This is a genomic window from Bacillus sp. FSL R5-0416 (assembly GCF_037975425.1).
Classification (GTDB): Bacteria; Bacillota; Bacilli; order Bacillales; family Bacillaceae; genus Bacillus; species Bacillus subtilis.
Genome location: NZ_CP150252.1, coordinates 3,874,233 through 3,887,451 on the forward strand (window position 1 = coordinate 3,874,233; position 13,219 = coordinate 3,887,451).

The 13,219-nt window shown below is 46.0% G+C and carries 12 protein-coding genes and 3 other annotated features; of the genes, 2 read left to right on the plus strand and 10 right to left on the minus strand.

The window, feature by feature from the left end:
• Positions 1-95: 95 nt before the first annotated feature.
• From thrS to NYE20_RS20510, 6 genes are all read right to left on the minus strand, one after another.
• A complete protein-coding gene (thrS, locus tag NYE20_RS20485) occupies positions 96-2,012 on the minus strand; it encodes a threonine--tRNA ligase (RefSeq protein WP_161621152.1) in 1,917 nt (638 codons plus the stop codon).
• A 53-nt stretch (positions 2,013-2,065) separates the two neighbouring features.
• Positions 2,066-2,287: a binding site (T-box leader), on the minus strand.
• Positions 2,288-2,318: 31 nt separating this feature from the next.
• Positions 2,319-2,540 (minus strand) — a binding site (T-box leader).
• Between the two features lie 33 nt (positions 2,541-2,573).
• Positions 2,574-2,802 (minus strand) — a binding site (T-box leader).
• A 46-nt stretch (positions 2,803-2,848) separates the two neighbouring features.
• Positions 2,849-4,258: an MFS transporter gene (locus NYE20_RS20490; protein WP_161621151.1), complete on the minus strand. Its 1,410-nt coding sequence runs from the start codon at positions 4,256-4,258 to the stop codon at positions 2,849-2,851.
• Entirely contained in the window at positions 4,258-4,728 is a 471-nt protein-coding gene (locus tag NYE20_RS20495; protein WP_161621150.1) for an Rrf2 family transcriptional regulator, read from the minus strand. The genes NYE20_RS20490 and NYE20_RS20495 overlap by 1 nt, the downstream gene beginning before the upstream one ends.
• A 111-nt stretch (positions 4,729-4,839) precedes the next feature.
• Positions 4,840-5,340: a YwgA family protein gene (locus NYE20_RS20500; RefSeq protein WP_003227524.1), complete on the minus strand. Its 501-nt coding sequence runs from the start codon at positions 5,338-5,340 to the stop codon at positions 4,840-4,842.
• Positions 5,341-5,375: 35 nt separating this feature from the next.
• Positions 5,376-6,677, minus strand: coding sequence for an HD domain-containing protein (locus NYE20_RS20505; RefSeq protein WP_003243873.1), 1,302 nt, complete (start codon positions 6,675-6,677; stop codon positions 5,376-5,378).
• 161 nt (positions 6,678-6,838) lie between these two features.
• Positions 6,839-7,063 carry a DUF1450 domain-containing protein gene (locus NYE20_RS20510; protein WP_003222050.1) on the minus strand — a complete coding sequence of 75 codons (225 nt, stop codon included), beginning with the start codon at positions 7,061-7,063 and terminating at the stop codon, positions 6,839-6,841.
• Between the two features lie 215 nt (positions 7,064-7,278).
• Between NYE20_RS20510 and rsfA the strand changes: the two genes are divergently transcribed.
• Positions 7,279-8,055: a prespore-specific transcription regulator RsfA gene (gene rsfA / locus NYE20_RS20515; RefSeq protein ID WP_003227516.1), complete on the plus strand. Its 777-nt coding sequence runs from the start codon at positions 7,279-7,281 to the stop codon at positions 8,053-8,055.
• Between the two features lie 143 nt (positions 8,056-8,198).
• On the opposite strand, the gene NYE20_RS20520 is transcribed toward rsfA, so the two are convergent.
• The 4 genes from NYE20_RS20520 to pta all read right to left on the minus strand — a co-directional run bounded on the left by NYE20_RS20520 (position 8,199) and on the right by pta (position 12,167).
• A complete protein-coding gene (locus NYE20_RS20520; protein ID WP_124072628.1) occupies positions 8,199-9,089 on the minus strand; it encodes a carboxylate/amino acid/amine transporter in 891 nt (296 codons plus the stop codon).
• 167 nt (positions 9,090-9,256) lie between these two features.
• Positions 9,257-10,102, minus strand: coding sequence for an octanoyl-[GcvH]:protein N-octanoyltransferase (ywfL, locus tag NYE20_RS20525; RefSeq protein WP_014478310.1), 846 nt, complete (start codon positions 10,100-10,102; stop codon positions 9,257-9,259).
• Positions 10,103-10,150: 48 nt separating this feature from the next.
• Complete coding sequence (gene cysL / locus NYE20_RS20530; RefSeq protein ID WP_014481233.1) at positions 10,151-11,050, minus strand: cysJI operon transcriptional regulator CysL; 900 nt, start codon at positions 11,048-11,050, stop codon at positions 10,151-10,153.
• 145 nt (positions 11,051-11,195) lie between these two features.
• Complete coding sequence (gene pta / locus NYE20_RS20535; RefSeq protein ID WP_003235941.1) at positions 11,196-12,167, minus strand: phosphate acetyltransferase; 972 nt, start codon at positions 12,165-12,167, stop codon at positions 11,196-11,198.
• 269 nt (positions 12,168-12,436) lie between these two features.
• Here pta and hemQ point away from each other — a divergent pair, with 269 nt between their 5' ends.
• Entirely contained in the window at positions 12,437-13,201 is a 765-nt protein-coding gene (gene hemQ, locus NYE20_RS20540) for a hydrogen peroxide-dependent heme synthase (protein ID WP_003242896.1), read from the plus strand.
• Positions 13,202-13,219 lie beyond the last annotated feature (18 nt).

Here is a 13,219-nt window from a genome sequence, read left to right on the forward strand (position 1 = left end):
ATTCATAACATACGAACGATATGATTTACTTATTATTTTACTGATTCCGAATAGGGAAAGTCAAAAAAGCAAAATGTGAATTCACAGCTTTTATCCTACATGCCTCGATTTTCCACCTGTTTCACAAGCTTATCTTTGAATGTCTGAAAAGAAACGTGTTCATTCTGCTGATGTCCGAATCGGCGGACGTTTACCGCATTCTCCTGCTCCTCATGATCTCCAAGCACCAGCACGTACGGAATTTTTTGCACCTGCGATTCTCTGATTTTATAGCCCAGCTTCTCATTGCGCTCATCAATGCCGGCTCTTATCCCCACCTGCTTCAGCTCCGCCTGTACCTTTCTGCAATAGTCTAAGTGAACGTGAGAAACCGGTATGATTTGAACCTGGAGCGGTGCGAGCCAGACTGGAAAAGCCCCGCCGTAATGCTCGATCAAAATGCCGAAGAAACGGTCGATTGAGCCGAAAACCGCTCTGTGGATGACAACGGGACGAACCTTTTCATTGTGTTCGTTGATATATGTTAAATCAAATTTTTCCGGCATTTGAAAATCAAGCTGAATTGTCGCACATTGGTGGCTCCGTTTCAGGGCATCTTTTATATGGAAATCAATTTTCGGCCCGTAAAACGCCCCATCGCCTTCATTGATCTCATAAGAGAGGCCAAGCTCCTCAAGGACGCGTGCTAAGGCACGTTCCGACGCTTCCCAAAGGCTGTCATCGCCTAATGAATCCTCCGGGCGAGTCGAAAGCTCAACTGAATACTCGAAACCAAATGTCCGATATACCTCATCAATCAGCCGAATCGCTTCTTTGATCTCACTCTCAATCTGATCCTCCCGAACGAAAATATGGGCGTCATCCTGACAGAACGTCCGAACGCGAAGCATTCCGTTTAAAGCGCCGCTGTATTCATGGCGATGCACCTGTCCGAATTCCGCCATGCGAATCGGCAGATCCCGATAAGAATACAGGCTGTTTTTAAAGATGAGCATGTGGCCGGGGCAATTCATCGGCTTCATTGCGAATCTTGTATCATCCACTTCTGAAAAGTACATATTGTCGCGATAATGGTCCCAATGGCCTGACTGCTCCCATAACCGCTGATTCATCATAAACGGCGTACGCACCTCATCGTAGCCGGCATTTGTTTGCAGCTCACGCGAGAAGCGCTCCAGCTCATTACGGACAATCTGCCCTTTCGGCAAATAAAACGGCATCCCCGGCGCTTCTTCAGAAAACATAAACAGCCCTAACTGTTTGCCGAGCTTGCGATGGTCTCGTTTTGCCGCTTCTTCCAGCATATGCAGGTGCGCATCCAAATCTTTTTTCTTTTGAAACGCAACCCCGTACACCCGCTGCAGGACTTCATTTTTGCTGTCTCCGCGCCAATAAGCGCCTGATACTCTTGTCAGTTTGAACGCCTTGATCATCCCTGTAGAAGGAAGATGTGGCCCTCGGCACAGGTCAACGAATTCCCCTTGCTGGTACAGTGTGATATCCTCCCCGCGCGGAATATCCTTTAAAATCTCAAGCTTGAGCCGCTCGTCTTTTTGTGCAAACAGCTCTTCAGCTTCTTCGTAAGAAACCTCTATACGTTTGATTTCAAGGTTCTCATTTATTATGTTTTTCATTTCTTTTTCGATGGCCTCTAAGTCTCCTGATGCCAAGCTTTTCCCCAGCTTCATGTCATAGTAGAAGCCGTCTAAAATCACAGGCCCTACCCCCAATGACACTTCGCCGTACAGCCGTTTTACTGCTTGGGCCAGCACGTGCGCTGTTGTGTGGCGAAGCACCTGCAAGCCTTCTTGTGAATCGAGTGTGACAATCGAAAGCTCAGCATCCTCCTCCAGCTTGAAACTGAGATCAACAAGCTTGCCGTTGACCTGACCTGCGGCCGCCTTCTTTTGCAGACTGGAACTGATAGAACCAGCCGCTTCTTTGATTGTGATGCCTTTCGGATATTCCTGGATCTGTCCGTCCGGAAGCTGAATGTGTACATGTTTGCTCATTTTAGAACACTCCTTATTCATTGTTGTATATAAAAAAACACACCCGTCCCGCAGATAGGGACGAGTGTGTGATTAACCCGTGGTTCCACCCAAGTTCCCGACAAATACTATGTTGTCGGCTCGGTGCTGTAACGCAGCATAGACGGCATTGGTTACTTCAGTTCCCCAATGCTGCTCCAAGGCGGTAAATGATATTCCTAAGCTGGGAAGCTCTCACCTTTCCTTCCCTCTCTGAAAACCGTAACTATCATTCATGTCCTTTTCATCGCATGTATTCAATTCATAAAAAAACACACCCGTCCCACAGATAGGGACGAGTGTGTGATTAACCCGTGGTTCCACCCAAGTTCCCGACAAATACTATGTTGTCGGCTCGGTGCTGTAACGCAGCATAGACGGCATTGGTTACTTCAGTTCCCCAATGCTGCTCCAAGGCGGTAAATGATATTCCTAAGCTGGGAAGCTCTCACCTTTCCTTCCCTCTCTGAAAACCGTAACTATCATTCGTGTCCTTTTCAACGCATTTATGTAGTTCATATAAAAAAACACACCCATCCCTCTAAAAGGGACGAATGTGTTGATCATCCGTGGTTCCACCCAAATTCCCGATCAATTACACATGGTGATCGGCTTAAAGATGCTGTAACGCAGCATGACGGTATCAGATACTTGTTTTCCCCGATACGGCTCAAAGGCGGTAAGCTGCTTTCCCTGCGTTAGGAAGATCTCAGCTGTCCTTCCCTCTCTGGAAACCGTAAAAAGCATCTCGTGTCCTTATCAGTGCCTGTTGTTTCAATAATTTTTTATATCTTACTATATATTCCCACAAAGCGCAATCAGTGATTTACATTTTTTTCTGACGCGGCAGTCCCGTTATGGGCAGCCAGAAACAGCCATACAAGCAATGCAGCGAGACTGTATGCCGCTCCCATCATCAAAAACGTAAACCCGGCACCAGCATACCAAGTGGCGGACAGATGAATGATCACCCCGGTTATCGCTACGCCGACCAAGGCTCCGATTTGCCGGTTTGCATTTAACGCCGCACCGGCGATATTCGTATGTCTTTGCCCGGCAGCCTGCATGATCACAGTTGTCATGGCAGGAACTGTAATACCGGTACAGAGGTTCATAACAGACATCAACACCGCCAGCTGCCAATAAGGAAAATCCGGAGAAATCAGCACAAACAACAGCAATGCAATGATACAGCTGACCGCCATTGATACAAACATAAGCTGACCGGCTTCAAACCGATTCGCCAGACGGGCAAACAGCAGATTGCCGATCACGAAGACCGCCATCATCGGCAGCAACTCCACTCCAGCCATAAAGGAACTTGCGCCTCCTGCTTCCTGCAAAAAAAGGCTGAGCATAAACATGCCGCCAAAAAGGGCGAAATTCAGCAAAAACCCGATAAATTGGGCAGCTGAGAAGCGGCCGTTTTTGTATAAGGACGCCGGCAGGATGGGTGCTTTTGCAGAAATTTCCCGCAACAAAAACAGCACAAATGCCAAAATCGTTGCAGTAAATGCTGCAAGAATCACTGGCGAGCGCCAGCCCGCTGAAGGCCCCTGTATCAAAGCATAGGAAAGAAACCCGAGAGCCATCATGCCAAGCAGATGCCCGATGATGTTCACGCGGCTGCTTTTTCCCGGAACACGGCTGAGGATTCGGTAAGCTGAAATGAGCGCAGCAGCCCCTATTGGCACATTGATTAGAAAAATACTCTGCCAGCCCGCCAACTCTACCAGCACGCCCCCGATAAAGGGCCCAAGGCCTGAAGCGGCGGAAACAAGCGCGGCCCACAGCCCAAACATTCTCGCCCGCACCCGCTCATCAGGGTAAGAGGCAGCCAAAAGGCTGAGTGAGCTTGGCATAAACAAAGCTGCTCCAATTCCCTGTATGAGACGTCCGGCAATCAGCATCTGCCCATTTATAGATGCAGCGCATAGACAGGAGGCCAGAACAAAAACGGCTAGACCCAAGATATAGATCGTCTTCGAGCCGAAACGGTCAGCCAAGGCTCCGCCCGCCAGCAGAAGCGACGCAAAAGTAAGAATGTACCCGTCCACAACCCACGTTACACCTGAAAGTGACATTGAAAGAGTGTTTTTCATATCAGCCATCGCCACATTCACAACGGTCACATCAAGAGTTGCCATGAGGAAACCAAGTGCGAGCACGATCAGCACGGATATGCCTGTTGATGATGTTGATTCTTGTATAGACACGCTATTTTTCATTACAATTGCCCTTTCACTTGCTTGATTACCCAATCATCTATTTTTTCAAGATCATACAATTCCCCGACTCTGTCCATGACATGCTGCAAGGATTCTTCTCTCATAAGATTGGACCATTTATCCTCGATTTCCCCCATGACTGTCTCCAGCACACAGTGACTTTCACCCTCAAATACAGATTGCAGCAGGCCTTTCCCCTGATACATCGAACCTCTGCCTTCGACCGCTTGATAAACATCATAAAGCGTAATGTCAGCCAAAGGCTTCGTCAGGGTAAAACCGCCCTTCGTCCCTGGTAAGGATTCTGCCAAATCGGCTTGAACTAATGTTCTCATCAGCTTCTTCAAGTAAGACGGAGACACACGCAATCGCTGGCTTATAGCCTCTGACGTCAAAGAAGCCTGTACCGGCAGCCGTGACAGTAACAGCAGCACAGAAACCGCCTGCTCCATTCCTGATTTCATTTTCATCCTATTCACTCCTGATTCATTATAGATAACTATTATCCATAATGAATCTCTTAGCAGCTTTTGTCAATAAAAAAAGCAAAAGAAACGATTCATTTCTTTTGCTTGGTATGGTTAACAAATCTGCTTCAGTTCCTCTATGTATTGAAGCGCTTCGTCATATTCTTCATTTGTATATTTTTGCTTGCTTTTGATGGTAAAGACTTTTTCTTTCTTTTCCTCATCCTCAAGCCCGTCAAAGTAAAGGATCGTGGAAACCAGCTCTAAAAACCGTGATGAACGGCTGTTTACACTGTCGATATAGCCTTTCATATCCGGCATGTCCAGATCAGCATGGTCTAAAAATGCGGAGCCTGTCTCAGTCAGCGAATACCGGTATTGAAAGTAGCCGCCCTTTTTTTCCTTCACCTCATGCAGAAATCCAAGGTTGCACAGCTCTTCAATCTGGAGCGTCAGTTCCTCTGAATATGGTCCGTAAAAGTGAAAATCATATTTCTCATAGAAAGGAAACTGCATTTTCTTGGCGATATAAATCATTTTCTGCAGCTTCTTTCGCCCGATGATTTCTCCAGAATCCGAGAACACCTTCATCAGTTTTGCATGTTCTTTCAACAAATTCCCGACATCTCCTTTTTCCTTCTTTCCAATTTCTATGTCAGTCCCAGCAGCTGCCGGATTTTCATTTTCGCTTCCGGATGTTTAGTGCCGTCACAAATCAAGTCCTTTGGATAGTACAGCTTGTGGTCCGTCCGCCGTTTACCTGAGATGGATTCCACAATAGCCGACTGCCTGGACAGCTCTTTAATTTGGCCGTTTTGCGTCAAGAGATGGATCGGCAGACGCTCCTCTTCCTCTCCCGGTCGGTAAAAATCGTATGGCAGATCTGATGAAGAATCAACGACCAAATAATAGCTCGGATCGATCCCCGCCTCTTTGAACAATGAAGTCAGCTCAAAATAAGCCGACATTTCTTCATTCGGATTGAATTCAACGTATTGGAAAAGCTGGCGGTTAATGAATCTGCGGCACAAGTCGGATAAAATCGCGTCTTCTTCATCCTCCCAGGCCTGGAAGTAATACAAAATAATAGATTCATCCAGCTTTACATAATCCTCCAGTGTCAATTTCCCTTCAAAAATAGAATAGAAATGAACCGGAGCGTGAGTGAAGACATAGCCTTCATCGTGCAGCTGCTTCGCCCTGTGAAGAATCTTCGTTAAAATGACCTCTGCACTTCTGGTCACAGGATGGAAGTAGACCTGCCAGTACATTTGGTAACGGCTCATGATATAGTCTTCGACAGCGTGCATTCCGCTTTCTTTAATGACGATCTGATCCTCGCGCGGCCGCATCACCCGAAGAATCCGCTCCATATCAAAATGGCCGTAGCTGACGCCCGTATAATATGCGTCGCGCTGGAGGTAATCCATGCGGTCTGCGTCAATCTGACTCGAAATCAGGCTGACCACTTGCTTGTTTTTATATGTTTTGGCAATGACTTCAGCAACATCCTGAGGGAAACCCGGGCTCACCTTTCTGAGCACCTGATTAACCTCCGTGTCTCCCAAAATGATACCTCTTGTAAAATCCTCGTGGTCAAGGTGAAAGACCTTTTCAAATGAATGCGAGAACGGCCCGTGCCCGAGGTCATGAAGCAGCGCCGCGGCCAAACAGAGTTCACGCTCACTGTCATCCCATTCAGGGCGGCCTTTAAAGACGTCATCAACCATTCTTCTGACAATTTCATAGACACCGAGAGAATGGTTGAACCGGCTGTGCTCAGCCCCATGGAACGTCAAATAGGTCGTGCCGAGCTGCTTAATTCTGCGGAGACGCTGAAATTCACGGGTTCCGATTAAATCCCATATCAGCTTGTCCCGAACATGAACATAGCGGTGCACCGGATCTTTAAACACTTTTTCTTCTGATAATTTTCCATTTGGATACGCCATCGTCATTCCCTCTTTTTTTTAGCCGTGTTTCTATTATATCGACTCTATTCTTTGAAAACATCCTTGAATTTGCCCGGCGATTTGTTCCATCTTCATGAAAAACACATCTTGTGAAGCAAAAAAGCCTGACCTGAGGGCCGAGGCTAAGAAAAAATATGTTTTTACTTTTTTATTTTCTTTTTTACTTTGTCAATCAGCTCATCCTCTGTCGGAGCTGACAGCGGGCGATTGTTCACAAAAGCAAATGATTTTTTCCGTCCGGGCCCGCAATAAGATTGGCATCCTACCTCAACCTTTGCGTCCGGGTCCACTTCTTTCAAACGCGGCAGCAATGTTTTGATATTAGTGGCTTGGCAATCATCACACACTCGAAATTCATTAGCCATGACGTACGCTTCCCTTCATTTCTATGTTCATCTATGTGAATAACCTAAAATCACGTTTCAAAAAAAAATCACATCACTCTTCATTTTACAAGGATTCGACTGTTCCTGCAAGCCGCTCCACCCTTCGTATCTCCTATTCTTTCAGCCAATTTGTATAAATATTTTCCAACCTGGACATTCTAATACCATGAAAAGAAAAATGGGAGTTGAGATAAATGACAAAACAGCGACAAGACGCTTGGTCAGAGGAAAACGATCTGCTTTTAGCCGAAACAGTGCTTCGGCATGTGAGGGAGGGCAGCACTCAGCTGAACGCCTTTGAAGAAGTCGGCGATAAATTAAACCGGACATCTGCAGCCTGCGGATTCAGATGGAACGCAGTGGTCCGCCATCAATATGAAAAAGCGCTTCAGCTTGCGAAGAAACAACGAAAACAGCGGATGAGAGCGCTCGGAAACGGTCAGCCTGCGAAAAAAAGATTATTATATCAGCCTCCTGCCGTGGATCCTGAAATCATTCAAGAAACCGCTGCAGAAGAGCCGGTTAAAACGGAAACACCTTCTGTCGAAAATGAGCAACCTTTAATGTCTGGCGAACATATGCCTTTTGTTGATGAAAGCTTTAAGGAAGAGTTAGCTAGTCTATCACACTTATTGTCTCCTCAAACGCCTGCAGCTGCGCCTGAGATGACGATGAATGATGTGATCCGCTTCCTGCAGAATTACGAAGGCAATAACGAACAATCATCAGCATTAAAAATGGAAAACGAGCGTTTAAAGAAAGAAAATCAGGAATTGCAAAACAAAACAGAGCAGCTAGAGGCAGAAGTTCAAAAGCTTGAAAAAGACCAAAAAACGATCCAAGAAGATTATGAAACCTTGGTGAAAATTATGAACAGAGCCAGAAAGCTAGTTTTATTTGAAGAAGATGAACATGCCTCTCCGTCCTTCAAAATGGACCGGAACGGCAATTTAGAAAAATTAGCGGAATGACATATAAAAATCCCAAAACGGGCAGCTGTTTTGGGATTTTCGCCATGTACAAAATCCTCTTTTCTATTGAGAAAAGAGAATTTCCTCATTTTGCAGCCGGATCAGCTATTCTTGTAAAATGAGGCCAAGCTTATGTGAATCTATTAAGACATGTGAGCTGCCTCGGCCGTTTTTTGTTTCCGAGGCGCAGCAGAAATGACCAAAAGCCCCAGCATCATAAGCGCAATGCCCAGCCACGAGGAAGGCGAAAGCATTTCCCCTATGAAAAACACGCCAAGCAATGAAGCCGTCAGCGGTTCCGCTAAAGACAGCGTGACCGCCGCCGAGGCCGGAACCCCGGTAAGCCCTTTCGCAAACAAAAAGTATGCGGCACATGTTGCAATTAACCCGATGTAAAGGCTCGTTCCCAGCCCTCTAGGGGTCAATACCCACGAGATATCTGACTGCCATAATAGCGGCGTCAGCAAGATGGCGCTGAGCATGAATACAACGGCAGAAGTCGCTCGAGGAGGCTGGGTTTTCATCATCGCTTTACTGATGAGCGTATAGCCTGCAAAAGAAGCACCCGCTCCAAGCGCCATAAAAACACCAGCCACATCAATCCGAACATTGGAACTGTCGGAAAACAGAAGCCAGCAACCCGCTAAAGCCAGCACAGTCGCAATCCACCAGGAGTTTCGCGGGCGTTTCTTCAATACAGCCCATTCGAGGGTCCCGGCAATGATAGGCGCACTGCCGATGGCAATCACAGTTCCCACTGCAATTCCCGTTTCTTTAACCGCTGTGAAAAACAGCGGCTGGTAACACGCCATACAAACAGCGGCTAAAAATACGAGCGGCCATGACCAATTTTTCACGTGAAGCTCTCGGCTGATCCAAACCGCAAGCAGCATGGCGCTCCCTCCTATTAATAACCTGAACGCCCCAAATGCCAGCGGTGTGGCGCTTTCTGGAGCCAATGCCTGAACGGTTCCCGTGGTCCCCCAGAAAAAAGCCGCAATCAATACAAAAAGGCTGTAAATATTCCCTTTCATCTGCCTCTCCCCTTTAATATGGATGCTGATATCATTTTATCGTTTTTCTTTTTGCTGTGGTTATCTGTATGTAAGAAGGATTTATCTGAAAATAAGATTATTGGGGTAAAATGCCGCTTGTGATAAAAAATGCATGCCGGCATATACAGCCGGCATGCGAAGAACGTTCACCCAAATACCTTTGCATTCCGCTCAGCCATCCGGGCGAGGTTTTTCTCAAATTCCATTTCCTCATCAATGGACAGTCCGGCAGAGTAAAGATGAGTGCTTAACGCTTTTAATTCCGTCAATAAAGCGAACATTAAGTCTTGTACGGAGATGTCTTTTTGCAGAAGCTCACTTAAGGACGCCATCGTTTCCGGACGTATTTCCGGATAGACGCCTTTTTTATCGTTTTGTTTGTCTTTCAGCGCCGCTTGATAGAATCGTCTGATCAAGTCGGCCCTTTCACTGCCGCTTTTATCCGCACAGAGATAAATTTGAACAGCAACTCCGCCGCGAACGCGTCTCTGAGAGATGCCGGCGAACTTTTTGCCATTTATACTGAGGTCATAGCTGCCGGGACAATAAGACCCTTCAATTTCATAGGCTTCGATCTTTGCGTTGTACGGTCTCAGCATTCGTCTCATCAGCTCGACCATCGCTTCATATCCTTTGTCTATATCGATGCCTTTCTTTTCGTCCTCGAATATGAGAGAGATATTTAAAACACCGTCATCCAATACGACGGCAAGACCGCCGGAATTGCGTACGATCACACGGTATCCTTCGCTCTCCAGCAAGGAGATGCCATCCTGCAAAAACGGGAGGCGTGTATCCTGTATTCCAAGGACAATTGTATCGTGGTGCACCCATGAGCGCGCTGTCGCCGGCGACACGCCTTTTCCGACGGACATGCACAGCGTATCATCCATTGCGAAGGATTGCTTCGCATCAAATAAAGGGCCGAGACTGGATTGGTCAATGACTCTCCATTTCGGCTGCATCAGTAAATCAATCGGTTGGTTTGCCATCTATGTAAAACCCTTTCATGTTAGGCTTATTGAACGAAAACTATTATATCATTTCAGCAGCTGTGATTGATAATTGCTTTTCAGCATCGTAATAAAAATTTCTTTATTTTTTGTATTCTCCATGAGAGGAGAATGAATGTAAGACAGCTTGCGCTTTAACGAGAAATCTTTAATATGCAGAATTGAGATTTCGCGGTGGATCAAATCCTTATGCAGTACGCTTCTGGATAGAACCGAAAGTCCCATGCCGTTAATCACCGCTTCCTTTACACCTTGATTGCTGCTGATGGTGAACATTGATTTCGGCCGAAGTCCATTTGAACTGAGTACATGATCGAGATATTCTCTCGTCCCGGAGCCTTTCTCTCTTGTCACCCACGCTTCGTTCTGCAAATCGCTGATCGAAATCTCTTTCCGCCCGGCGAGCGGATGCTGATTTGGAGCGGCAATGCACATTTCATCCTCCATGAACGGTTCAATTTCCAGCTCATTCTCGTTTGTATGTCCTTCAATCAGCCCGATATCAGCCTGAAGCATCCGCACACGCTCGCTGACCTCCTCTGTATTGCCAATCATGACATCTAGATTCAGCTCTGGATACAGCTTTTGCAGCTGGGCCAATAGCGGCGGAAGAATATACTCACCGATTGTAAAGCTTGCAGCTATTTTCAATTCGCCCTTCACATAGTGATGATGCGCATAGATTTCAGCCTTGGCTTGTTCGTAGAGAAACACCATTTGCTTTGCTCTTTGATATAAAATGTCTCCTGTCGGCGTTGTCGTAAAGTGTTTTGGCGACCTGTTCAGAAGAGCCGTTTGAAATTCTTTCTCAAGATTTTTGATATGCAGACTGACGCTGGGCTGGGAGATCATCAGCTTTTCCGCCGCTTTTGTGAAGTTTTTTTCTTCTACCACCGCTATAAACGTTTTCAGCACGTCGTAATACAAAAACCCCACCCCTGTCATTAATGAAATATATGGTTATGATTAGTTTTCTTTATTGTACTCATATCATCCGTCTTGGTAAAGAAGGCTATACGGAAGCGCAAAAAAGGCAGCCCTCGGTCGAGAGCTGCCATCGTCTTCATTTTTATTACAGTGCTTGCGCCGCTGTAATTAATGCGAGATTGTAAACATCTTCAGCGTTACATCCTCTTGAAAGGTCGTTTACAGGCATATTTAAACCTTGCAGGATTGGTCCTACCGCTTCAAAGTTGCCCAAACGCTGAGCGATTTTATAGCCGATGTTTCCTGCTTCAAGGCTTGGGAATACGAATACGTTAGCGTCCCCTTTGATTTCGGAATCCGGCGCTTTTTTCTCAGCTACAGATGGAACAAATGCAGCATCAAATTGGAATTCGCCGTCAAGTGTCAGTTCAGGCGCTTTTTCTTTCGCGATTTTCACTGCATCCGCTACTTTTTCTGTTTCATCAGATTTTGCTGAGCCTTTTGTAGAGAAGCTGAGCATTGCCACGCGAGGCTCAATGTCGAACATTTTTGCCGTATTGGCACTTTCGATCGCAATCTCGGCAAGATCTTGGCTGTCAGGCGCAATGTTGATCGCGCAATCTGCGAATACGTATTGCTCTTCTCCGCGAGCCATGATGAACACGCCGGAAGTCTTTTTCACGCCTTCTTTTGTTTTGATGATTTGAAGAGCCGGGCGGACAGTGTCAGCAGTTGAGTGAGCAGCTCCGCTTACAAGTCCGTCTGCAAGTCCTTTATACACCAGCATTGTACCGAAGTAGTTCTCGTCTAATAACGCTTTGCGAGCCTGTTCTTCTGTCGCTTTGCCTTTGCGGCGTTCTACGAATGCTTGTACAAGGTCTTCCATGCCTTCATATGTATGAGGATCATAAATCTTAACGCCGTCCAGCGTAAGGTTCAATTCTTTTGCTTTTGCTTGGATCTCATTTTCATTGCCGATCACAATCGGATTCAGCACTTTGTTTCCTGCAAGCTTGCTGACCGCTTCTAAAATACGCTCGTCTAAGCCTTCAGGAAATACAATTTTAACGTCTTTTCCAGCTACTTTTTCTTGCACTGTTGAAAATAAATCTGCCACAATAAAACCTCCTCAAAAAGTTACAAAAACGCTTTCTTTTACTAGCATACTCTTCTTCCAATCAAATTCAAACAGCCAACTTTCATTATAGCGCTTTCATAAAAAAATCTTATTTTTCTAACTAATTTAAGTGACTCAATCTTCCCTTATAGGTTCTTCTATTTTGATGGAGTTATACGGAAGGGATGTTCAAGGTTTCTCCACAGTAGAATCGGATAAACTATGGTATAGTGAAGGCAATCATGAAAAGATAATGGGAGTGAAGATAAATGAGTGAACAGCAAATGACGAATGAAGCGGCAAAAACGCTTGACGGCTGGTATGCGCTTCATGATTTCCGCACAATGGATTGGGCTTCCTGGAAGCTTCTGTCCAGTGATGAGCGCCAATCTATCATACATGAATTCACCGGGTTGCTTGAAAAATGGGGCGTAGCCCAAAAAGAAGGAAAAGGATCGCAAACTCTTTACAGCATCGTCGGCCAAAAAGCTGATTTTATGCTGATGATCCTTCGTCCTACAATGGAAGAATTAAATCAAATTGAGCTTGAATTCAACAAATCAAGACTTGCTGAGTTCACCATTCCGGCATACTCCTACGTATCAGTGGTAGAGCTGAGCAACTACTTGGCAAGCGGTGACGGCGATCCTTACGAAAATCCGCATGTGCGCGCGCGCCTTTACCCTGAACTGCCGGAATCAAAATATGTATGCTTCTATCCAATGGATAAAAGAAGATCCGGCAACGACAACTGGTATATGCTTTCAATGGAGGAACGCAGAAACTTGATGAGAAGCCACGGTTTAATCGGCCGCAGCTATGCGGGCAAAGTCAAACAGATCATCACCGGCTCTGTCGGCTTTGACGATTACGAGTGGGGCGTTACATTATTCAGCGATGATGTCCTTCAATTCAAGAAGCTAGTGTACGAAATGCGTTTTGACGAAGTCAGCGCTCGCTATGGCGAATTTGGTTCATTCTTTGTCGGCAATCACCTTTCGCTTGATACACTTCCTCAATTCTTATATGTATAATATCCCCTCCCGCCCTAT